The sequence below is a fragment of the Corynebacterium kefirresidentii genome, assembly GCF_016599755.1.
GTDB classification, from domain to species: Bacteria; Actinomycetota; Actinomycetes; order Mycobacteriales; family Mycobacteriaceae; genus Corynebacterium; species Corynebacterium kefirresidentii.
Genome location: NZ_CP067012.1, coordinates 278,046 through 300,059 on the forward strand (window position 1 = coordinate 278,046; position 22,014 = coordinate 300,059).

The following is a 22,014-nucleotide window of genomic DNA, read 5'->3' on the forward strand; positions in this document are numbered from 1 at the left end:
AAGGGCATTTTCACAGGAAGGAATAACCCACGAAAGCGACGGCGTCGATAAGAAAATGCGCTATGACTAACGGCCATACTCGCCCCGTGCGGTGGTAGTAGTAGCCATAAACGAACCCCATGATGATATTGCCACATCCAGCAGAAACTCCTTGGTAGAGGTGGTAAGAACCGCGCAAGACAGAGCTCGCGGCAAGTATTGTCAGCAGGGACCAACGGGCCTGGCGCAAGCGCGTCATAAACCACATCACCACCACGGTTTCCTCCGCAAAGGCATTAGCCGCTGCCTTAAAAAGGGAAACGGGAATGTGCACCCAAGCATTGGCAAAATCGCCGGGGATAACCTCTTTGCTCCACCCGAAGTGGACTGACGTGAAATATAGGGCGAGTCCCGGAATTCCAATAAGTGCGGCAAGCCCTGCCCCCTCCAGCCAGTCGCGGGCGCGGTAGGCGCGCGGGAAAATATGGTCCTTAGCCAGCAGGAAGAGCGCTAAGGCACCATAGGAGCAGAGTACAGCGGCCGAGCACAGCTGCAGGCCCATATCCACCCAGGCTAAAGAGGACTGGCTGGAGTTGAGCGTGACCGATTGCTCATTGAGCCGCTGCGGTGAGGCGAAGGAATTGATGAGGTTCAACACCGCCCGCACCCCGGAAATACCAAAGGTGAGGGTGAGGACGATGAGCAGTTCGGCGCGTAGAGACTTGGTCATGGGTGCAGGATGTGGGCGAGGCCGAGCAGGGAGGCGTCGGAAAGCGTAATGCCCCCTAGGTGTACTCCCACCGGTGGGTGATTGGGAATGGTCCACGGCACGGAAATGGCGGGAAGTTGGGCCATATTAAACAGCGAACCCCACGGGGACCACTGGGTCTGGGCTGCGAAATTCTCCTCATGGGACAGAGACAGGAAATATCCGGTGCGCGGTGGATCCGTGGTCAGCATCGGGGTGAGGATGGCATCTACGCCCCACTCTTGGGCCAGTAGGTCCGGCAGCTGCCGAACGTGTGCCCGCGCCGCGGCCACCTCAGCAGAGCTGACGCGCCGCCCCTGCTGGGCAATCCACTCGGCGTAGCCTTCTGCTGGGTGAAGCTCCGCTAGGCGGGAGGTAAAAATATTCCGGAAATGCGCAAAGGTAGCCCGAGCCTGAGGGTAGGGGGAAATGGGCACTACCTGAAAGCCGGCTGCCTGTAGGCGCTGGGCGGCCTCGCGGGCGGCGCGGAGGTGGTGCGCAGCGACGCTGGCATCGCAGAACAACGGCTCCAGTAGCAGACCGATGCGGGCGCGCGGGGTGATCATGCGGTGCCCATGCAAAAACGCATTATCTGCCACGGTCCGGGTAATAAAGCCCTGCACGCCCAGCTCCGCACCCGCCGGTTTGAAACCCACGACGCCGCAGGCCGCGGCCGGCACGCGGATGGATCCGCCGCCATCGCTGGCGTGGGCTGCTCGCAGCAATCCTCGTCTGACTTGCACCGCCGCGCCACCCGAAGAACCACCCGGGGTGCAGCCGGGGTAGAGGGGATTATCGGGGTGGGGCAGGCCCACCGGTTCCGTATCTACACGCAGGCCAAGTTCCGGAGCGGAGGACTTGCCGATGATGCGCGCACCCTGCTTTTCCAAGCCCTCTATGAAGGAATCGCTACGCTCAGGGTAGTAGGTACGATCGATGTTTCCCAAGGTAGTGGGCATGCCGCGGACATCGCAGAGATCCTTAGCGGACAGGACCCAGCCGCTTAGCCGGCCGTAGGCGGAAGGCTTGCGGTCCAGATCCACGTAGGTAAAACCATGCTCCTCTGGGGCAAGGCCGCGCAGGTCCGCGCGGAGCTGTTCTACGGAAAAGTCCATGGGGCACCAGTCTAGTGGGCTAAGGTGACGAGCATGACTACCACCATCGCCTTCCTTGGACCGGCCGGAACGTTTACGGAAGCGGCCGTGCACAAGTTTGCCGCGCATATGCCGGAAGTAGAGACCATGCCGGTTGGCTCTCCATCGGAAGCGGTGGCCGCGGTGCGCGCCGAGCAGGCCGAGTATGCCTGCGTAGCTATTGAAAATTCCGTCGATGGCGCGGTAACCACCACCTTTGATGCCCTTGTAGAGGGAGAACCGGTGCAGATTTACCGCGAGGTGGATATCCCCGTGGCCTTTAGCATCATGACCCGGCCGGATGCGGAGGATATTAAACGGCTCAGTACCCACCCGGTGGCTTTCCAACAAATCCGCGGGTGGGTAAAAGAACACCTGCCGGAGGTTGAGTTCGTGCCGGCTAGCTCCAATGCGGCTGCGGCCGAGGCTGTGGCCCGTGGGGACGCTGATGCCGCGGCGGCGCCAGCGCGTGCGGCCGAGATCTTTGGCTTGGAGACCATCGCCCAGGGGGTGGCGGATATAAAGGGCGCGGCAACACGGTTTGTTTTGGTGGGGCGCCCGGGAAAACCAACCGCGCGTACCGGACAGGATCGCACGAGTGTTATCTTCACCCTGCCTAATGAGCCGGGCAGCCTGGTGGGGGCACTGCAGGACTTTGCGCACCGTGGGGTGGACCTTTCCCGGATCGAGTCGCGTCCTAAGCGGGAGGCCTTTGGGGAATACCGTTTCTATGTAGACCTCATTGGGCATATTGAAGACCAACCGGTGGCAGAGGCGCTCCGGGCATTGTGGTTGCGGGCGCAGAACGTGCTCTTCCTTGGTTCTTGGCCGGCGGCAACCCCCGCAGGCAGGCCGCCGCGCGATCTTGCCGCGGCGGATGAATGGGTAGCGCGGGCACGCAGGGGCCAATAATCTAGAGGCATGCCCGGAAGAATCATCCTGCTGCGCCATGGTCAGACCTATTCCAATATTTCTCGTCTTCTTGATACCCGCCCGCCTGGGGCCGAGCTTACTGAGCACGGGCGCGACCAAGCCACGGAGGTTGGCCGTGAGCTAGCGCAGTTGGTGGGCGAGCGCGAGGTGGAATTTAAATGTTCCATTGCCCTGCGCGCTCAGCAGACTGCGATGCTGGCGGCACGCGCCTTTGAACAAGAGCGCGGTATGCCCGAGTTTTCTCAGCGTGTGGACGTGATCTCCGGAGTGCACGAGATTTCTGCCGGCGATTGGGAAATGGACGGCAGCGAGGATGCCCACCGTTCGCACATGGTGGCCCTGCGCGGCTGGTGCGATGGCGAGCAGGACGCCGGCATGGAAGGCGGCGAGACCCTGGAGGATGTGCTGGCGCGCTACCAGCCGGTGCTGGAGGGCATTGCAGGCCAGCTTGCCGACGACCACGATGTCATCCTTGTCAGCCACGGCGCGGCCATCCGCGTGGTCACCAAGCATGCCACGGGGGTTGATGCCGACTTTGCCTATACCGGCTATCTGCCCAATTGCCGCTTCATGGTGATGGAGCCCTGCGGCAAGGATTTTGGGCAGTGGGCATTGACCCGTTGGGCAGATACGGAGCTCTAACCCCAGCCTAGGCGGTGCAGCTCCTCTTCCTCGAGGCCAAAATAGTGGCCGAGCTCGTGAAATACCGTCACCTTGACCTGCTCTGCTAGGTCTTCCTCGCTGCCGGACCAGCGCTGCAGCGTCTTCCGGTAAATGAAGATCGCATCGGGCAAGAAACCGGTGTGGTCGAAGGTGCGGCGGGGCAGTGCCACGCCTTCATAGAGCCCGAGCAGCATCGGGTTATCGGGGTTTTCATCTTCGACCAAGATGACGAGGTTGCGCATGCGACGTACAAATTCCTCGGGGACCTGATCCAGCGCCTCGTTGACCATTTCATCGAAGCGCTCTTCCGAAACCTCCACCATTAGGGTGCTGGGGCTGGTGCAGGGGCGGCGGATTCGGGCGCTGGCTTATTGTCCTTATCCTCGCGCAGCGGATTGCGCTCAGGTCGCTCCTCCGGCGGCTTGCCATCGATAGTCAGGGCCTGACGGCCACCGGTAGCGGAACCGGTGATGGCAGAGAAGCCGCCGCCTGCGCGGGCATGCACGAGGAAGCAATTGACGGACTTGGTGCCACCATTCCATGAGGCCTCGGTGATAGAACCCCAGAACGGTTGCAGCGTGGATTGATAGAGCTGTTCTTCGCCGCCGAGGTAGTCCTCGGTAGCGGCGGTGCAGGTATCGGAAAGGAATTTGTCCATATCCTTGCCATCCGGGTAGCCATCAGGGAACTGCTTGCCCACATCAATGACGGATACGGTTTCCATCTGGTGCGGCTTAGCGCATTCAACGACGTGTGGAACCTGCTTGTCATCGATGGCCAAGCATTCGCCCGGCTTGGTGAGGTTGGCCTGCTCGGAGGCTTCTACGTTGCCGTGATTAAGCTGCGGTACGCCGTGGTCATCGGTGGTTTGCAGGCCACAGAGTAGGGTGCGGTCGCCGCGATCCCAGGCAGACTGCGGCGGGAGAATGGATGCTACGTCGTACTTGCCGTTGGGATCCCACTTGCCGTGCAGGTAGTTCACGGTGGCGGATTCGCACAGCTCATCGCGCAATTGGTGTTGGCGGGTAAGTGCCGGGCGAGTAGCATCTGGTCCGAATTCGCTGGTGGGGTACACACTTAAGTCTTCGGTCTTGGAGACCTCGAAGCGGTGCTGTTCGGAACAAGGTACTTCCTTGAACCCTGTGGCGGAGCCATCTTTCGCGATATCCCACGTCAAGCAGGCACCAGCGGTCGCGGCGGTGAAAGGTTCCGGTTTAGGGGCAGCGGTTTCTGAATTATCCCCGCTATCGTGCTGCTGGGCAGCGGTGGTCTCATCGCTGCCCGATTTCTGGGAGCTGATAACGCCGTAGATGCCCATGAAAACGGCCGCCGCGATTGCCGCAATCAAGACAATCTGGACGGCCACAGCGGAACGCCACGCAGGTGATTTCTTCATAAGGCCCCTAATCTTACCTTTTAACCTGGATGCTGGCTAGAGACTGTTCTCCCTAGCCACCCGGGTAGTCAGGCGATAGCGGTCGGTGCGATAAACTGAGGAGCACCACTCCACCGGCCTATCGCCCGAGCGGGAGTAGCGCACAATGTGGAGCAGCGGGGTGCCCACGGGGACGTCGAGAAGCGGGGCAGTGTCCGCATCGGCCGATATTGCAGAGACCGTCTGATCCGCATCGGTGATGGGGACATCAAAGACAGAATCGAGGATGGCGTAGACCGAGTTGTAGATGTCATTTTCCAAAAGGCTGGGCGCGAACGTGGAGTTATACCAGCCATCGTCGATGGAGTACGGTTCGCCATCGCCCAAGCGCAGGCGGCGCAGGTGAATATGTTCGGCGTTAGCGGGCGTATCAAAAAAGATGGCGGCATCCTCTGGGGCGCTACTGCGGCCGCTAGTAAGGATTTTAGAAGAGGCGGTGACGTCTTGGGCGCCCATCTCATCTGAAAATGAGGCCAGGTGGAGCCGGGAGACTAGGGGATTGGGGGCCACGAAGGTGCCCTTACCGCGGATGCGGCGCAATTTTCCGGCCGCGACGAGATCACCGATGGCGCGGCGTACTGTGATACGTGACACCCCGTAGGTCTCTTCAAGGAGCCTTTCGCCGGGGAGGGTATCGCCGGGTTTGAGGGTCGTGCGGCACAATTCTTCGAGGATATCGTGCAATTGGGCGTGTTTTGGAACGGGGCCGTCCGTAATAGTGCGGGCGGGGAGCTGAACGGCGGACATAACTCCATGGTAATTCGCTGGTTATTACCACCGCAAGGTGTTGTCAATACGCTAAACTTACATTCGTGATTGATCTCAAGCTACTCCGCGAAAACCCTGACGTTGTCCGTGCTTCCCAGGTGAATCGAGGTGAGGATCCCTCCCTCGTAGACCAGCTCTTGGAAGCTGATGAGCAGCGCCGTGCTGCTATTCAAAAGGCCGACGAACTGCGCTCCGAGCAGAAGGCTTTTGGCAAGAAGATCGGCCAGGCCTCCCCGGAAGAGCGCCCGGCTTTGCTAGAGGGCTCCAATGAGCTGAAGGCCAAGGTCAAGGAAGCGGAAGAGGCACAGTCTGCCGCTGAGGCCAAGGTGGAAGAGCTGCAGTACAAGCTGGATAACGTGGTTGAAGGCGCCCCAGCCGGCGGCGAAGATGACTTCGTGGTGATGGAAGAGGTCGGCCAGATTCCTGAGTTCGACTTCGAACCGAAAGATCACCTTGAGCTGGGCGAGTCCCTGGGCCTTATCGATGTCAAGCGTGGCGCTAAGGTAGGTGGAGCTCGCTTCTACTACCTCACTGGTGACGGTGCCTTCCTCCAGTTGGGAATGCTTATGCTTGCAGCACAGAAGGCGCGCGAAGCTGGTTTCAAGCTAATGATTCCGCCAGTTCTAGTTCGCCCAGACATTATGTCCGGCACCGGGTTCCTGGGACAGCACTCCGATGAGGTGTACTACCTCCCAGCCGATGATATGTACCTAGTCGGTACCTCTGAGGTGGCCCTTGCCGGCTACCACAAGGATGAGATTATCGACCTTTCTAACGGTCCGCTGCAGTACGCTGGCTGGTCCTCCTGCTTCCGCCGCGAGGCCGGCTCCCACGGTAAGGACACTCGCGGCATCCTGCGCGTCCACCAATTCGACAAGCTGGAGATGTTCGTTTACTGCAAGCCTGAAGATGCGGAGGAAATGCACCAGCGCCTTCTATCCATGGAAAAGGACATGCTTGAAGCCATGGAGCTGCCCTACCGCACCATCGACATTGCCGGTGGCGATCTCGGTTCTTCGGCGGCCCGCAAGTTCGACAATGAGGCTTGGGTTCCTACCCAAGGCACCTACCGCGAGCTGACTTCCACCTCGAACTGCACCACCTTCCAGGCTCGCCGCCTGTCCACCCGTTACCGTGACGAGAATGGCAAGACCCAGACCGCAGCTACCTTGAACGGCACCCTGGCGACTACTCGCTGGCTAGTTGCTATCTTGGAAAACCACCAGCAGGCCGACGGCTCTGTCGTTGTCCCTGAGGCCCTGCGCCCCTTCGTGGGCAAGGATGTCCTCACCCCGCAGTAAGTCCGCCGTCGTCCTGGAGAGTTATGAACGCTGCGACGAATTTCCTGTATCGCCAGATCACTCACATTGGTAGGGGGGTGACTCTGGCGCAGGGATTAAAAATGCGCCTTTCGGGTGAAGAAAATATCCCCGATGAAGGCGGCGCGGTGTTGGTCTGTAACCACACCGGCTACATGGACTTCCTCTTCGGGGCCTTTTTGGCTTACCGCAAAAAGCGCCTCGTGCGCTTCTTGGCAAAGGCTGGCATCTTTAAAGCCCCACTAGCGGGTCCCTTGCTCAAGGCCATGCACCATGTGCCAGTTGATCGCATCGATGGCAATGCCTCAATGCGGCAGGCGGTTCGGCTCGCTAAAGAGGGCGAACTTGTCGGGGTGTTTTCTGAAGGCACGATTTCCCGCAGCTTCGAAATCCGCAGCATGAAAAGTGGTGCCTCCCGTATCGCCTATGAGGCTGGGGTGCCGGTAATCCCGCAGGTCATCTTCGGCTCCCAGCGCCTGTGGACTAAGGGGCATAAAAAGAATCTGGGGCGGACGAAGACTCCAGTCTTTATCACTGCCCTAGAGCCGTACTATCCCACTGGTGATGCGGAAGCCGATACCGCGGAGATCAGGCGCCGAATGCAAGAGGCTTTGGAAGGGCTATGGGAACAGTACGAAGCTGAATTTGGCCCCATGCCAGCGGGCGAATATTGGGTGCCCGCCCGTAAGGGCGGCGGCGCTCCCACCCTCGAAGAGGCGGAGGAGCAGGATGCTGAAGTAGAAACTGAGCGCCACCGCGTACGCCGGCTACGTGATGATCTGGTGGGGCTTAAAGAACGCGTATCCGACACCACGGTTGACCTAGTGCGCAACCGCATGGCCGCCGCCAAGGGGGATGAAGAGGATGCGCCCAAGACTAAGGCGCGCACCGCCCCAGAGACTTTGGATTGGATCAAAGCCAATCTGAACGCCGTGGTGGAAGAGGCAACACGTGGTTTGGATGAAGGCCGCGATAAGGTCGCGGATGTTATGGCGCAACTGAAATCTGATGTGGCGCAAACCCAGGCTTCCATTACCGCCAGCAGCAAAGAGATTTGGGCCGGTTCTAAAGCTGAGCAGGGCCTTTTGGCAGCAGCTACCCAATCCCGGCTTATCGTCTCGCGCCTGCCGCACCGCATGAAGGCTCAATTCTCCTCCATCCCGCGTGTGGTGGTAGCGCACAGTAGTGCGCTGAATTGGGAGGATGGGGCACTGACCCCGCGGTTGCGCAAGGCTTTTGTGGATATCTACCCGGCGGCCGAAGTTCTCATAGTGGTATCGCCCGCGGGCGATGTGGATGTCCCGCAAGCCGTGTGGACCATTGTCATTGATGAGGATGTTGCACAGCCACGCCTCGATGCTGCAGCAATGTCCGTTACTGCCGCCAGTGCGGCACAAGGCGTGGAGCGCATCCTAGAGGATCTGCAGGATGAGCCGGAAGAGACTCTAGTCTTTGCAAATGAGCCGGGGGATGAGGACTTCCTTGAGTGGATGCCGGTGGTGGCTTTGGAAACTGCCCCGATAGAGGTGGTTAAGGGTGCTCAAGCGGTAACCTACTCGGCAGAAAAGGCCGGAATGTCAGAGGTACTCGAGGCGATGGCACGTTTAGCGAAGAAATAGCGACAGTTTTTCGTCCGCTTTACACCCCCGCGAGGGGGTGGTTTTCTTTTTGGAAGTCTAAGTATTTTAAGGAAACTGACTGCTTACGGGCCTGAAACTTACGTGTGAGTAACCACATGTGTAACTCAAGTCGGTGGCCCCTAACATATATTTTAGGAGATGAAGTCTCTGTAGCCTCGGTGCGATACTTTCCACCGAACCCATAATTACCTGCTTTTAGCTGTGCTTATGCCATCTCATTCACGGACCAATGGCCCAGGCACATGCAAGCACCAAGGAAGGAGATGCGGTCAGTAATGATCCAGCAAAGCAATCAATCCTTTAACCCTGAATACTTTGAAAATCTATGGAACGGGTACGCAGATGAGGACTACGACGTAGTCATTATTGGTGGCGGTTCCGTAGGCGCCGGTGCGGCAGCGGATGCCGCCACCCGCGGTCTGAAGACCGCCGTCATTGAGGCACGCGACTTCGCCGCAGGTACCTCTTCCCGCTCCTCCAAGATGTTCCACGGTGGCCTGCGCTACCTGGCAATGTTTGACTTCCGCCTCGTGGCAGAGTCCCTCAAGGAGCGCGAGCTCAACATGTCCACCCTGGCGCCTCACCTGGTGAAGCCGTTGAAGTTCATCTTCCCGCTGACCCACCATGTATGGGAGCGCGTCATGATGTTCGGTGGATTTACGCTCTATGACCTCATGGGCGGATCGAAGAGCGTGCCAATGCAGAAGCACTTGACCCGTAAGGGCGTGCTGAAGGTGACCCCGGGCCTGAAGGATGATGCCATTGTGGGTGGCGTTCGCTACTACGACACCCTCGTGGATGACGCCCGCCATACCATGACCGTGCTGCGTACCGCCGCCGAGTACGGCGCCGATGTCCGCACCAATACCGAGGTCATTGGCTTTGACAAGGACCGCGGCGGCCGCATCGTAGGTGCCAAGGTCCGCGATACCGCCACTGGGCGCGAAACCACTGTGCGCGGCAAGGTCTTCATCAACGCTACCGGCGTGTGGAATGACAAGGTTCAAGAGATGGCCGGCGTGGAAGGCAAGTTCACCGTGCACGCGTCCAAGGGCGTACACATCGTTGTGCCAAAGGATGCGCTCGATGCGGACGCGGCCCTGTGCTTCGTAACCGAAAAGTCCGTCCTCTTCGTTATCCCATGGGGCGAGTACTGGATCATCGGTACCACCGACACCGATTGGGAAAAGGGGCTGTCCCTGCCGGATCCGGCACCAACCAAGTCCGATATTGATTATATTTTGGGCCAGGTTAACCAGCGCGTACGCCGTAAGATCACCCGCGATGACATCGTGGGCGTCTACTCCGGTCTACGCCCGCTGCTGTCCGGCAAGTCTGATTCCACCACCAACCTTTCCCGTAACCACGCCGTTGCGCGCGTGGCCCCAGGCATGGTCTCTGTTGCCGGCGGTAAGTACACCACGTACCGCGTCATTGGTAAGGACGCCGTGGATCTAGCAGTCCAAGAACTAGATACCAAGGTGCCAGAGTCCATCACTGAGCAAACCCCGATCTTGGGCGCCGCTGGCTACCATGCTCTAGCTAACCAAGTCCCATCTCTGGCCCGTCGCTACAACCTGAGCGAAAAGTTCATCGAGCACCTGCTTGGCCGCTATGGCTCCCTGCTGGGTGAGGTTTTGGCACCTGCAGCCGAGGATGCTTCGCTGCTGGAGCCAGTTCCAGGTGCCGAGTCCTACCTGTGGGCCGAGGTCCGCTACGCCGTCACTCACGAAGGCGCATTGCACTTGGAGGACATCCTGTCCCGTCGTCTGCGTATCGCCATCGAGTTTGGCGACCGCGGCGTGAATGCCGCCCCGGCAGTTGCTGACTTTGTGGCACCACTGCTGGGCTGGAGTGACGCCGACAAGGAGCGCGAGGTATCCCAATTCAAAGCCCACACCCAGGCCGAACTTGAAGCAGAAGCTGCGGTAACTGACCGCGAGGCCAATGACATTTTGGTCCGCGCAGGATCTGCCCGACCTACCCAAAACGAGGTATAAGTTATGACCGGATTTGATGCATTCCTGTGGGAGTTTATCGGCACCGCGTTGCTGCTCCTTCTAGGTAACGGCGTATGTGCGCTGGTAAACCTGCGCACCTCTGGCGCGCGCGGCTCCGATTGGGTCGTTATCGCCCTAGGCTGGGGCATGGCGGTCTTCGTCGGCGCCAGCGTGGCCGACCCCACGGGCGGGCACCTCAACCCCGCCGTCACCGTCATGTTGGCCGTCAATGGATCGCTTGAATGGTCCCTGGTTCCGTATTACTGCCTAGGCCAGATCCTTGGCGCAATCCTGGGTGCCATCCTGGCATGGGCTGCCTTCAAGCAGCTTTTCGACGCCAATAATTATGACGATGCCGGAAACGTCACCGGCGCCAATAAGAACACGAACGGCATCTTCTTTACCAAGCCGGCCCACCCTAAAAACGGGTGGAATGCGGTGACGGAGTTTATTGCTACCTGCGTGCTGTTGATGTTCATCGCTTTCGGCCCAACCGGCGGTGAGCTAGGCCCCATGAGCTACTTCGCTGTTGCCTTCGTTGTTGTGGCAGTCGGTCTGTCCCTTGGTACCCCCACGGGTTATGCCATCAATCCGGTCCGTGATCTGGGCCCGCGAATTGCCTATGCATTCATCTTGCCCATCCAGGACAAAGGCAGTGCGAACTGGGGCTATGCTTGGGTCCCTATCGTGGCCCCGTTGGTCGCGGCTGTAGCCGTTGGCCTGTTGTCCGTTGCGCTCTAAATCCATTTTTGTACAGGAGACTAGACACATGACTAACAAGAAATACGTCGCCGCAATCGATCAGGGAACTACGTCGACGCGCTGCATTATCTTTAACCACGATGGCGAGCAGGTTGCCGTTGGTCAGCTCGAACACGAGCAGATCTTTCCCGAAAAGGGCTGGGTAGAACACGACCCGGAAGAAATCTGGAGCAATACCCGTCGCGCCGTCGGTGAGGCTCTTGCCAATGGCGATATCACCGTGGAAGACATTGACTCGGTAGGTATCACCAACCAGCGAGAGACCACCGTGGTGTGGGATAAGCACACCGGCAAGCCGGTCTACAACGCTATTGTCTGGCAAGATACCCGCACCACTGCCATCTGTAAGGAGCTCTCGGGAGAGGAAGGCCCCGAAAAGTGGCGCCGCCGCACCGGTCTTTTCATTAACTCCTACCCGGCCGGCCCGAAGGTGAAGTGGATCCTCGATAACGTCGAGGGCGCACGCGAGCGCGCCGAGGCCGGCGATCTGCTCTTCGGCACCATTGACAGCTGGCTATTGTGGAACCTCACTGGCGGTGCCGAGGGCGATGCCGGACGTGAGGCTCTGCACGCTACCGACGTCACCAATGCCTCCCGTACCCTGCTCATGGACATCGAAAAGCTGGAGTGGGATGAGGAACTGTGCAAGGAAATGGGCATCCCGATGTCCATGCTGCCGGAGATTCGCCCATCCCTCGGTGATTTCCGTACCGTGCGTGAGCGCGGTTCGCTCTCCGGTGTTCCTATCCGCGCCATCCTGGGTGACCAGCAGTCCGCGATGTTTGGCCAAGGCTGCTTCCGCGCCGGCTCTGCAAAGAATACCTACGGAACCGGATTGTTCCTCCTGCTGAACACGGGCACCACCCCGAAGTTCTCTGAGAATGGCCTGCTGACCACCGTGTGCTTCCAGCGTGAGGGCGAACGCCCTGTCTACGCGTTGGAGGGCTCCGTATCCATGGGCGGTTCCCTAGTGCAGTGGCTGCGCGATAATCTGCAGATTATCCCGAATGCTGCGTCCATCGAGAACCTGGCTCGCGAAGTTAAAGACAACGGCGGCGTCTACATCGTGCCTGCCTTCTCTGGCCTCTTCGCCCCGTACTGGCGCCCGGATGCTCGCGGCGTCATTGTGGGCCTGACCCGCTTTGCCAACCGCAAGCACTTGGCTCGCGCCGTGCTCGAGTCCACTGCATACCAGACTCGCGACGTGGCCGATGCGATGGTGGCAGACTCCGGTGTGGAGATCACCGAGCTGCGCGTGGACGGCGGCATGACCATGAACGAACTTCTGATGCAGTTCCAAGCGGACATGCTCGGCGTGGAGGTACACCGGCCGAAGAATATCGAGACCACCGCGACCGGCGCGGCCTTCGCGGCAGGTTTGGACAATGGCTTCTGGGATGACCTGAGCGTTTTGGGTAGCCAGACAGGAGACATGAAGGTGTTTAAGCCGAAGCGCGAGAAGGAAGAGGTAGAGGCTCTCTACCGCGACTGGAAGCGCGCTATTAAGCGTTCCTTGGACTGGGAAGATAACGAGGACGAGGATCTGGACTTCTAAGTCCTGAAGTAAACTCGCGGGTATGGAGAATTTCCCTGCCCGCGCTCCTCGCCTCATCGCGAGCGATATTGACGGCACCCTGCTGGACCGCAACCACCGTGTCCCGCGTCGCAACCGTGACGCCGTGGCGCGGGCGGTCCAACAGGGTGCCTATTTTGCGCTTTCCACTGGCCGGCCGTTCCGGTGGATAGCGCCCGTGTTGGAGCAGCTTCCCGTCCGCCCGGTGTGTGTGACTTCGAATGGGGCGGTGCTCTATGATTCCGCGGAGGACCGCGTGATGTCCGCCCACGAGCTTTCACCCGCAGCGTTGGCAGAAGTGGTGGATGTGGCCCAGACGGTGTTGGGTACCGTGGGCTTTGGAGCGGAGCGGGCAGGAGGCTCGCTTGGCGACGCCGTCGAGGACCTCTTCGTAGTCGAACGCCACTACTCCGAAAACGCCCTCTTTGAAGGCTTCGGGGTGGTCAGCATGGGCGAGCTTGTGGGGCAGCCTGCCGTGAAATTTCTTATCCGCAATACGGACTACTCCGCTCCGAAGCTGTATGAGCTCATCGCGCCCCATATCGATCCGGAGCTCGCGCACCTGACGTATTCCATGCAGGAAGGGATTCTGGAGGTTGCCGCGCCCAATGTGACTAAGCGCCGCGGGGTGGAATGGTTGGCTGAGCACACCGGCGTCGCCCAGCAGGAGACGATCGCATTTGGGGATATGCCCAACGATATTGAGATGCTGCGCTGGGCTGGCTGCGGTGTGGCCATGGAAAACGCCCACCCAGAGGTTAAGGCGGCCGCGGATGCGGTCACCGTAGCTAACCACCAGGCGGGCGTGGCAAAGGTGCTAGAGCGCTGGTTCTAGTCGGTGAAGATGTCTACCTTTTCCGTTTCGGTGTTGTAGACAATCTCGCCGCCCTGGAATTTCACGCGGATTTCCTTGCCATTCTTCTCCTCATTGGAAGTAGGCAGGCCGAGCTTGGCGGCATTATCGCCCTCGGACCACTTCTTGGCAATTTCACCGGTGAGAGCCTTGGTACCGGACTCCTTAGAGGAGAGCACCACGCCATTCTGGAAGAGCTGGTAGAGGATCTTGCCGCCATCGGTGGTATCCGGGCCGCCAACTGCCAGGCCTAGGACTGGGCCGAAGGCATTGAGCACGGAGGTCCAGGACTCCTTGAGGCCTTCGTTATTCGAAACCTGTACGACCTTATTGACAATCTCCGGAATATCGCCGGTGGTCAGGTTGCCCGCCACCTTTTGATCGGTATCAGGCTTCTGCAGGCGGTCATTGGCGATGAGCACGCCGAAGACTGCGGCAGCGATTCCAGCGAGGGCGGAGATAGTGGAGACTGGTACCTCGACGTCGCCTAGCGAGGAGGTGATGTCCCCACCCACCTGCTGCGGGGTCTTGGGGGAATTGGGCTGAGGAGCCTTCTGCCAATTCAGATCCGTACTGTTCTTACCGGACTTAACGGCATCCGCTTTGCGCTTGGTGTTCTTACGGATTTCGTCCCAGTGGCGCGTGGTGTACTGACCCGGGCAGGCCGTGTAGTGAAAATCATTATGGCCCGCGAACGCCGGCACGGTGGCCATGGTTCCTGCAGGGAACTTGGAGCCGTTGAATCCGCCAGAGTACAAGCTGGCCTTGCCCATTGGATCGATGCCAGAAATAGCGGCCTTCCAGCCCGCAATCTCCGCCACGGAGTTGAGCATCTCACGAGACGGCTCTGCTGTCTCGTAGTTGCCAATCATGGAAATGCCCCAGTTATTGGCATTGAAGCCGCCTACGTGGGCACCCTGTACAGCCTTGTCCAAACCGCCATAGCGGCCCTCATAGATGGTGCCGAACTTATCTACCAGCACGTTGTAGCCGATATCGCACCAGCCCAGGGTCTGTGCATGGTATTCATAAGCACCGCGAACCTGTGCCGCCGCCTGCGCGCGGGTGTAGTTATTGGTACCCGCGGTGTGGTGCAGGGTCATGGCTTTCAAGTCATCGTCGTAGGTCGGCTGCTGGCAGCGCTTGGACTCATCGGCACCCCAGCCGGCGCGGGAGACAACCTTGGGCATACCCGCGGTTTCCGCGGTGGGTTCGATAGCTTCACCTTCCTGGGCATTGCCGTCGATAAACACGGCGTCGAGATCCGCAACCTGGGTGCGCTCATCGGCCACGGGGGAGATTTCGCCGACGTTGTAGGCAAGCGGTGCCGGGCGATGTGCATCAGCGCCCTTAGCGGCTTTGTCCAGGAGGGAGTCTTCCTTCTTGTCCAGGTTGGATCCGCTCACGAGGTCAACGTTGGCCATAGAGACCTGAACATCGTTGGTATCGCCCACGAAGATGAGCTCGGTGCCGTTCTTGCCCTCGGAGTAGTTCATCGCATCCATGGGCAGCCACTCGCTCCAGGAGCCATCCTGCTGCTTGGAGCGCACGAAGGAGTTGATATCGCGCTTGCCCTCCCACGTGACGGCGAACATGTTGAAGGTTTCGTCGCGGTGGAATTGCTTGACCGCGCGGCGGCCTTCGCCATCGCCCTGCGCGGCTACGGCGGGGTCATCGACGACGATGGATTCGCCGTCGCTGAAGCTAGCGGAGGCGTTTTTGACCTCAATGGGACCGCCATTGTTGGAGTCCTGGGTCTTAAGTACCTGCTGGCCGCCGAATGCGGCGGTCACGGCGAGCGCGATAGAGGTGACTGCCGCAATGACCGGGGTGGACCACTTGGACCTGGTGGGTACTAGTCGACGTCGTTGTTGCACTGTTATCTCCCTGGGGTTGTGCAGCTGTAAAAACGGTTGCCAAGAGTTAAGAATTGATTGTGATGGTACGTTTGTGACTTCTGTGAAACCTGTTGCGACACGCCGTTGCGCCGTGTCGGTTGCCGAAGTGCAATAAACTGGGGGCCATGACTTCTTATGACCTCATCGTTGTTGGCTCTGGATTTTTTGGCCTCACGGTTGCCGAGCGCGCCGCTAGTCAGCTGGATAAGAAGGTGCTCATTGTGGAGCGCCGCAACCACCTCGGTGGCAATGCCTACTCCGAGGCTGAACCCACCACCGGAATCGAGGTGCACAAGTACGGTGCACACCTCTTCCACACCTCTAATAAGCGCGTGTGGGACTACTGCAATAAGTTCACCGATTTCACCGATTACCAGCACCGCGTCTTTGCCATGCACGATGGCACCGCCTACCAATTCCCGATGGGCCTAGGTCTTATTAACCAGTTCTTCGGCCGCTACTACTCCCCGGATGAGGCCCGCCAGCTCATTAAGGATCAGGCCGGCGAGTTCTCACCGGAAGAAGCGCAAAACCTGGAGGAAAAGGCCATCTCTCTTATCGGCCGACCGCTGTATGAGGCCTTTATTCGCGATTACACCGCTAAGCAGTGGCAGACCGACCCGAAGGAGCTGCCGGCCGCGAATATCACCCGCCTGCCGGTGCGCTACACCTTCAACAATCGCTACTTCAATGACACCTATGAGGGCCTGCCTGTAGACGGCTATGCGGCATGGCTAGAAAACATGGCCGACCACGACAATATTGAGGTCCGCTTGGATACCGATTGGTTCGAAGTTCGCGAGGAGCTGCGCGCCGAGTCTCCGGATGCGCCCGTGGTCTACACAGGCCCACTGGATCGCTACTTTGATTTTGCCGAGGGCGAGCTGGGCTGGCGCACCCTCGACTTCGATCTGGAGGTGCTGGATACCGGCGATTTCCAGGGCACACCGGTGATGAACTACAACGACGCGGACGTGGACTATACCCGTATCCATGAATTCCGCCATTTCCACCCGGAGCGCAAGGATAAGTACCCGAAGGACAAGACGGTCATTATGAAGGAATACTCGCGATTCGCCGACAAAGGCGATGAGCCGTATTACCCGATTAATACCCCGGAAGATCGCACCAAGCTGGAGGCCTACCGCAAGCTCGCTGCCCAGGAGTCGAAGGAGAACAGGGTTCTCTTCGGTGGCCGCTTGGGTACCTACCAGTACCTGGATATGCACATGGCTATCGGTTCCGCGCTGTCCATGTTTGATAATAAGCTCGTACCATTTTGGAACGAGGGCAAGGCTATCGAACAGGAGCGTGGCCACTAAGCCGAACTTCGTCAACAGAACACTTAACACTCAATACACCACCCAACACACCACACTATGGAGTGTTGGGTGGTGTGTTGTATGTGGTGTTGTGTAGTGTTGCGCAGACCGGGAAAATTATTATTTACCTGGGAAAATGTCTTGTACTGTGAGAATTTCGGACGAGGAACACGTGCGAACACTACACAACACACCACAGTGTGTGTAGTGTTGTGTGTAGTGTTTGAGGGTGTTCAGGAGCGTTGAGCGCTGATAGAGGGTGAGTGATTGTGGTCTGGGACGATGACCAGGCGGAGATCGCCGAGATCATTGGAAGCCTGCGAACTCAGGACACCGATACGCGCGCCGTCGAGGTCAAGGCAGCTGCGGGAGGTTTTCCCAAGAAGCTCGTTCGCTCTATCTCTGCCTTTGCTAACGGGACCGGTGGAATCATCATCTTGGGGCTGGATGAAGACAACGGGTTCGTTACGGTACCAGGCTTTGATGCTACTGCCATGGCGGATGCCCTGGCTGGCGCATGTGCAGACCTCGTGACCCCGTCGGTTCGCGCTCAGATCGACATTGTTGACTGGGAGGGCGCGAGCATTGTCGTTGGCACCATTCCCGAATGTGCTCCTTTTGAGAAGCCTTGCTGGGTCGTTTCTCAGTCGAAGTATCACGGCAGCTATATCCGGGTCCATGATGGGGACCGCGTACTAAAGCCATACGAGATCGACCGACTGGAGGAAAACAAGACCCAGCCGGAATGGGATCTGGAGCCGGTTCCGGATGCTGACATCGACGATCTGGATCCTGACATTGTGGCCGAGATCTTGGCCCGCGAGCGCTCCATCCATGAACGCATTTTTGGACGGTTGAGCGATGAAGAGGCGATGTTAGCGCTCCACCTGATTACCCGGAACGACAACGGAAAACTAGTGCCAACTTTGGGCGGGCTAATGGCAGCGGGCACTTATCCGCAACAGTTTTTCCCGAGGCTCAACGTGACCTTTGCAGCATATCCCGGCACCGATAAAGCGGCCGGGATGGGCAAGCAGCGCTTCCTCGACAACGAAAGTCTGGTGGGGCCCATTCCGGTGCTGGTTGCGGATGCAGTGCGGGCAGTCCGACGCAATATGCGCGTCGGAGGCGTAATCGAGGGAGTCTTCCGTAAGGACTTGCCGGACTATCCTCCGGAGGCTGTGCGTGAGGCAGTCGCTAATGCGCTAATGCACCGTGACTATTCGCCGCAGGCGCGGGGCACGCAGGTACAAGTGAACCTGTATGTCGACCGGCTGGAGGTCCTCAACCCCGGTGGTCTTTATGGAACGGTCACCGTTGATCGATTGGGCACTGCGGGTATGTCTAGCGCGCGCAATCAGCATTTGTCTGCGTTGCTGGAGGTGACTCCTGCCGGTGACGGAGACGGGTACGTTGCGGAGAATCGTGGTACCGGATATATCGAGATTCTCGACCAACTGGAGCAGCAGCTGCTGCCGCCGCCGGTACCAGAGGATTCATTAACCGCATTTGAGCTCACCTTCGCGCGGCGAAATCCGACTACCCCGGAGCGCACCGCGGCGTTGGGGGGCGGAACCCGCGGGCGCGTGCTCGACTATCTTCGCGAACACAGGACAGCGTCCAGCCGCGAATTGGCAGGGGCTGCGGGGCTGTCCCTCAACGGCGTGCGCAGGACCATCAACGAACTTGTTGAGGAAGGCGTCATCGTGCGCACTGAGCCGTTGAAGAGCCCGAAGCAGCGCTATCGGCTGCAGGGCTAACCCCGGTGTTCAACGGCACCTTGTTCGCGCGTCGCCGCTGAATACCTTGGCGCGAATTTCTCCATCTGTTCAAGCACAAGCTTGATGGCCTCCGGCGCCTTGTCCGGTGGATACTTGTAGTCGCGTAGTAACCTGCGGACCGAGCGGCGTAGTTTCGCACGTACGTCGTCGCGTACTGTCCAGTCGGTCTTTGCATCGCGACGCAGCATGGAAACGAGCTGGCGTGCGATTTCAGCAAGAACTTCGTCGTCCATGAGCTCGGTTGCGGATTCGTTTGTCGACACCGCATCGAAGAAGGTGAGCTCGTCATTGCCTAGTGGCGGGGTGAATTGTTCACCGCGTTTGCTTTCCTTGACGATCTCCTTGGACAGGCGGATGAGTTCGGCGATGATTTCAGCGGCCGTGAGCTGCTGATTGGTGTACCGATTCATCAGCTCGGTGATCCGCTCGGAGAACTGCTTGGAGCGCAGCTCGTTGTTTCCTGTGGCGGTGCGGGCTTCCTGCTGGAGCTGGCGGCGCAACGCATCAATGAGCAATGAGACCTCAGAGGGGGATTGTTTGTCCTTGAACAGGTCGACGGTGAGATCCTGCAAGTTCGGAATCTCAATCCCGGCCTGGCGGTAGATGTCGATGACACCGGTGGCCTCAGCCGAATCAACGACCAGCTTGCCTAGGGCGTTGCGGATGGAGTCGCTAATTGGCTCGCCATTGGCCACGCGGTCGCCCGCATCGAGCTTGATGAGCCAGTTCTTGACCTCGGAGTAGAACCGCACGCTGTCGCGGTACTCCTCGGCGTCGGGGCTGCCCGAAGCTAGTGCCCAGGCACGCGCGAGTCTTCCAGCCTGACGTTTGAACTCATCAGCGACGGGACGCGCGTTTGGCTTCTCGGGGTCGTAGTTGCCTTCGGTTCTTGGATTGCGCAGGAAACCAGTGACATCGAGCAAGGCGCGGCGGAGGTTGGCGTCATCGATGAAAGCGGTGTTCTTCCATTCGATTCCCACAATGTCGTCGAGACGAGCCAGGAATCCCTTCGCCAGATTGAGCGCTTCTTCGACGTCCTGTCCCGTGACCTTCGTGCCGTCGTCGGAGGGGTTGAGCGTGAACTCAGCCAGCGCCTTCTCCAGGTTCTCGACCAACGGAGCATAGGCGACAAGGAGGCCATCCTGCTTGTCGCGGAACGTGCGGTTGACGCGAGCGAGGGTCTGCATCAGCAGCGCGCTCTTGAGCGAGCGGTCAATGTAGAGCGTGTGTAGCGGCGGCGCATCGAAACCGGTGAGCATCATGGACTGAACGATGGCGATTTCCAGCTCGTCGTCGACGTCCTTGATGCGGTTCTTCACGGCCTTGAGCGCGCTCGGGCGGCGCATATGGACCTTGAGCTCTTCAGGATCCGAAGGCGCTGCAGAGTAGATCACCTTGATCTTGCCCTTGTCATCGGCATCCGAATGCCACTCAGGGCGCAGCGCCACGATCTCGGAGTAGAGACGCGCTGCAATGGAGCGCGTCGCGGTGACAATCATCGCTTTGCCCGGAGCACCGATGAATTCCCACATGTTCTCGCGGCGGTCTTCCCAGTGACGGACAAAGTCTTCTGCTAGGGCATCGAGGCGGTCGTCGGAGCCGTAGACGACCTCCAACGCGGCGACGGAGCGCTGAATCCGCTCGCGCTCCACCTCGTCGAGACCCGTAAGTACTTCCTCGGCAGAGTCATCAATATCGTCATCCGTGATTCCAGCAATGCGCTTGAGCGGGATGAGGCGCGGCTCGAAGTAGACGGGAACGACGGCACCGTCCTCGACGGCGCGGTTCATGTCGTAGACATCCACGTCGTCACCGAAGACCTTTCGCGTATCGCGGTCCCATTCCTTAAGCGGGGTACCGGTAAACGCCAGCATGGTGGCATTCGGTAGTGCACTACGCAGGTGCTGTGCGTAACCATCGGCGGCGGTATCGCCAAAGCCATAGTGGGAACGGTGTGCCTCGTCGACGATGACCACGATGTTGCTCCGGTCAGAGAGCAACGGGTGCTCGGTCTCACGCAACTCACCCTGGCCGTTCAAGCCAAACTTCTGGAGGGTAGAGAAGTAAATACCACCAGAGGTCTTCTGTGACAGCAGCTCACGCAACTCAGCACGCGACTCGATATTGCGCGGTGCCTCCGGCAGGATGGTGGACCGGTTGAAGGTCTCAAAGAGCTGCTCATCCAGTTCCGTGCGGTCATTGAGCACAATGACGGTCGGGCTGAGCATCTCCCGCCGACGCATAATCTTGGCGGTGTAGAGCTCCATCTCCATGGACTTGCCCGCACCCGTCGTGTGCCAGATGACGCCAGCGCGCTTGTCGCCGCGCGCCGCCGTGATCGTGGAACCCACAGCCTTGGTCACCGCGAAGTACTGGTGCGGCTTCGCTATGCGCATGACCAGGCCCTCGGCCGTATCATCGAACGCAGTGAAGTCGCTGTAGAGCTGTCCAAAACGCTCGACATTAAACAGACCATCAAGTAACAGATCCAGCTGTGTGACCGGCTCGCCGGCCACAACCATGTTGTTGGGGTCGACCGGGCTGCCGTCCTCATCCACATTCCACGGCGCAAAATGGTTCCACGGAGTAAACGGCGTGCCATACTTCGCGCTGAGGTCATCCGAAGGAATCACAATATTGGCAAAGCGGAAGGCCATGCCGAATTCCTTGACGTAGGTCTGCAGCTGGTTGTACGCGCCCTCGACGGAGGTATTCGCGCCCGTCTTCTTCAGCTCAATGAATGCCAGCGGCATGCCGTTGACGTAACAGACCACATCGAAGCGACGTTCCCCATCGAGGTTCGCAACGATGACCTGGTTGAGCGACAAGTAGTCATTCTTGTGCGGCTGCGAGGACAGGAAGTAGATGGTCGGGTTCTGGACGTTGCCCTCGTGGTCGATGTACTCGATACCGCGGTAGCCTTCCACCAAAATCTGGTGAATGCGCCGGTTCTCTGCAATCGCAGACTGTGATTTCGGCGTGATGACCTCACCAATCGCCTGGTCGAGGTATTCCTCCGGTACATCTGGGTTGAGGTTGCGCACGGCATTGCGCAGACGCCCGCGCAGCACGATGTCATTCCACGTGTCGCGCTCGCCGGAGCCCGGCGCAAAGTCCGGGCCATGCCCAGACACCCACTCCAGTTCCGCCAGGTGGTCCTGGACAATGAGTTCGAGGGATTCTTCGCTCAGCATGAGCTTCTCCTTA

At 59.2% G+C, this 22,014-nt stretch carries 17 protein-coding genes; 10 read left to right on the plus strand and 7 right to left on the minus strand.

Annotation, left to right across the window (positions count from 1 at the left end; all coding sequences use genetic code 11):
- Positions 1–10 precede the first annotated feature (10 nt).
- Together I6I12_RS01655 and I6I12_RS01660 are read right to left on the minus strand one after the other, a co-directional pair.
- Positions 11–709: a CPBP family intramembrane glutamic endopeptidase gene (locus I6I12_RS01655; RefSeq protein ID WP_023020099.1), complete on the minus strand. Its 699-nt coding sequence runs from the start codon at positions 707–709 to the stop codon at positions 11–13.
- Entirely contained in the window at positions 706–1,842 is a 1,137-nt protein-coding gene (locus I6I12_RS01660) for an amidase (protein WP_023020098.1), read from the minus strand. The genes I6I12_RS01655 and I6I12_RS01660 overlap by 4 nt, the downstream gene beginning before the upstream one ends.
- Positions 1,843–1,875: 33 nt before the next feature.
- Between I6I12_RS01660 and pheA the strand changes: the two genes are divergently transcribed.
- The gene (gene pheA / locus I6I12_RS01665; protein ID WP_023020097.1) at positions 1,876–2,772 is read left to right on the plus strand and encodes a prephenate dehydratase; all 897 of its coding nucleotides are present in this window, start codon (positions 1,876–1,878) and stop codon (positions 2,770–2,772) included.
- 9 nt (positions 2,773–2,781) lie between these two features.
- Positions 2,782–3,435: a histidine phosphatase family protein gene (locus I6I12_RS01670; protein ID WP_023020096.1), complete on the plus strand. Its 654-nt coding sequence runs from the start codon at positions 2,782–2,784 to the stop codon at positions 3,433–3,435.
- Here I6I12_RS01670 and I6I12_RS01675 read toward each other — a convergent pair.
- From I6I12_RS01675 to I6I12_RS01685, 3 genes are read right to left on the minus strand one after another with little or no spacing between them, the layout of a single operon-like run.
- Positions 3,432–3,779, minus strand: coding sequence for a metallopeptidase family protein (locus I6I12_RS01675; protein WP_023020095.1), 348 nt, complete (start codon positions 3,777–3,779; stop codon positions 3,432–3,434). The genes I6I12_RS01670 and I6I12_RS01675 overlap by 4 nt on opposite strands.
- On the minus strand, positions 3,779–4,852 hold the full coding sequence (locus I6I12_RS01680; protein ID WP_200288531.1) for a septum formation family protein: 1,074 nt from the start codon (positions 4,850–4,852) through the stop codon (positions 3,779–3,781). The genes I6I12_RS01675 and I6I12_RS01680 overlap by 1 nt, the downstream gene beginning before the upstream one ends.
- Positions 4,853–4,888: 36 nt before the next feature.
- The gene (locus I6I12_RS01685) at positions 4,889–5,638 is read right to left on the minus strand and encodes a GntR family transcriptional regulator (RefSeq protein WP_023020093.1); all 750 of its coding nucleotides are present in this window, start codon (positions 5,636–5,638) and stop codon (positions 4,889–4,891) included.
- A 65-nt stretch (positions 5,639–5,703) separates the two neighbouring features.
- Between I6I12_RS01685 and serS the strand changes: the two genes are divergently transcribed.
- The 6 genes from serS to I6I12_RS01715 all read left to right on the plus strand — a co-directional run bounded on the left by serS (position 5,704) and on the right by I6I12_RS01715 (position 13,788).
- Positions 5,704–6,960, plus strand: a complete 1,257-nt coding sequence (gene serS, locus I6I12_RS01690; RefSeq protein WP_023020092.1) for a serine--tRNA ligase — start codon at positions 5,704–5,706, stop codon at positions 6,958–6,960.
- 101 nt (positions 6,961–7,061) lie between these two features.
- On the plus strand, positions 7,062–8,597 hold the full coding sequence (locus I6I12_RS01695) for a lysophospholipid acyltransferase family protein (RefSeq protein WP_234288151.1): 1,536 nt from the start codon (positions 7,062–7,064) through the stop codon (positions 8,595–8,597).
- Positions 8,598–8,893: 296 nt separating this feature from the next.
- Positions 8,894–10,618 (plus strand): glycerol-3-phosphate dehydrogenase/oxidase, encoded by a 1,725-nt coding sequence (locus tag I6I12_RS01700; protein ID WP_200288533.1) that lies wholly within the window; start codon positions 8,894–8,896, stop codon positions 10,616–10,618.
- Between the two features lie 3 nt (positions 10,619–10,621).
- Entirely contained in the window at positions 10,622–11,359 is a 738-nt protein-coding gene (locus I6I12_RS01705; RefSeq protein ID WP_200288534.1) for an MIP/aquaporin family protein, read from the plus strand.
- Positions 11,360–11,387: 28 nt separating this feature from the next.
- Complete coding sequence (glpK, locus tag I6I12_RS01710; protein WP_023020088.1) at positions 11,388–12,935, plus strand: glycerol kinase GlpK; 1,548 nt, start codon at positions 11,388–11,390, stop codon at positions 12,933–12,935.
- A gap of 22 nt (positions 12,936–12,957) precedes the next feature.
- Positions 12,958–13,788, plus strand: coding sequence for a Cof-type HAD-IIB family hydrolase (locus tag I6I12_RS01715; protein WP_023020087.1), 831 nt, complete (start codon positions 12,958–12,960; stop codon positions 13,786–13,788).
- Here the strand turns inward: I6I12_RS01715 and I6I12_RS01720 are convergent.
- The gene (locus I6I12_RS01720; RefSeq protein ID WP_200288535.1) at positions 13,785–15,683 is read right to left on the minus strand and encodes an N-acetylmuramoyl-L-alanine amidase; all 1,899 of its coding nucleotides are present in this window, start codon (positions 15,681–15,683) and stop codon (positions 13,785–13,787) included. The two genes, I6I12_RS01715 and I6I12_RS01720, sit on opposite strands and share 4 nt — an antisense overlap.
- Positions 15,684–15,829: 146 nt before the next feature.
- Between I6I12_RS01720 and glf the strand changes: the two genes are divergently transcribed.
- Together glf and I6I12_RS01730 are read left to right on the plus strand one after the other, a co-directional pair.
- Positions 15,830–17,026 carry a UDP-galactopyranose mutase gene (gene glf / locus I6I12_RS01725; protein WP_200288536.1) on the plus strand — a complete coding sequence of 399 codons (1,197 nt, stop codon included), beginning with the start codon at positions 15,830–15,832 and terminating at the stop codon, positions 17,024–17,026.
- Positions 17,027–17,295: 269 nt separating this feature from the next.
- Positions 17,296–18,786 carry an ATP-binding protein gene (locus I6I12_RS01730; protein WP_200288537.1) on the plus strand — a complete coding sequence of 497 codons (1,491 nt, stop codon included), beginning with the start codon at positions 17,296–17,298 and terminating at the stop codon, positions 18,784–18,786.
- Here the strand turns inward: I6I12_RS01730 and I6I12_RS01735 are convergent.
- Positions 18,783–22,001: a type I restriction endonuclease subunit R gene (locus I6I12_RS01735; RefSeq protein ID WP_200288538.1), complete on the minus strand. Its 3,219-nt coding sequence runs from the start codon at positions 21,999–22,001 to the stop codon at positions 18,783–18,785. The two genes, I6I12_RS01730 and I6I12_RS01735, sit on opposite strands and share 4 nt — an antisense overlap.
- Between the last annotated feature and the right edge of the window lie 13 nt (positions 22,002–22,014).

Coding starts and splice junctions, on each gene's coding strand:
- pheA (WP_023020097.1), top strand. CDS start 1,876: ATGACTACCACCATCGCCTTCCTTGGACCGGCCGGAACGTTTACGGAA.
- glpK (WP_023020088.1), top strand. CDS start 11,388: ATGACTAACAAGAAATACGTCGCCGCAATCGATCAGGGAACTACGTCG.
- I6I12_RS01695 (WP_234288151.1), top strand. CDS start 7,062: ATGCGCCTTTCGGGTGAAGAAAATATCCCCGATGAAGGCGGCGCGGTG.
- I6I12_RS01705 (WP_200288534.1), top strand. CDS start 10,622: ATGACCGGATTTGATGCATTCCTGTGGGAGTTTATCGGCACCGCGTTG.
- I6I12_RS01685 (WP_023020093.1), bottom strand. CDS start 5,638: ATGTCCGCCGTTCAGCTCCCCGCCCGCACTATTACGGACGGCCCCGTT.
- I6I12_RS01655 (WP_023020099.1), bottom strand. CDS start 709: ATGACCAAGTCTCTACGCGCCGAACTGCTCATCGTCCTCACCCTCACC.
- I6I12_RS01660 (WP_023020098.1), bottom strand. CDS start 1,842: ATGGACTTTTCCGTAGAACAGCTCCGCGCGGACCTGCGCGGCCTTGCC.
- I6I12_RS01735 (WP_200288538.1), bottom strand. CDS start 22,001: ATGCTGAGCGAAGAATCCCTCGAACTCATTGTCCAGGACCACCTGGCG.
- I6I12_RS01680 (WP_200288531.1), bottom strand. CDS start 4,852: ATGAAGAAATCACCTGCGTGGCGTTCCGCTGTGGCCGTCCAGATTGTC.
- I6I12_RS01715 (WP_023020087.1), top strand. CDS start 12,958: ATGGAGAATTTCCCTGCCCGCGCTCCTCGCCTCATCGCGAGCGATATT.
- glf (WP_200288536.1), top strand. CDS start 15,830: ATGACTTCTTATGACCTCATCGTTGTTGGCTCTGGATTTTTTGGCCTC.
- I6I12_RS01675 (WP_023020095.1), bottom strand. CDS start 3,779: ATGGTGGAGGTTTCGGAAGAGCGCTTCGATGAAATGGTCAACGAGGCG.
- I6I12_RS01700 (WP_200288533.1), top strand. CDS start 8,894: ATGATCCAGCAAAGCAATCAATCCTTTAACCCTGAATACTTTGAAAAT.
- I6I12_RS01670 (WP_023020096.1), top strand. CDS start 2,782: ATGCCCGGAAGAATCATCCTGCTGCGCCATGGTCAGACCTATTCCAAT.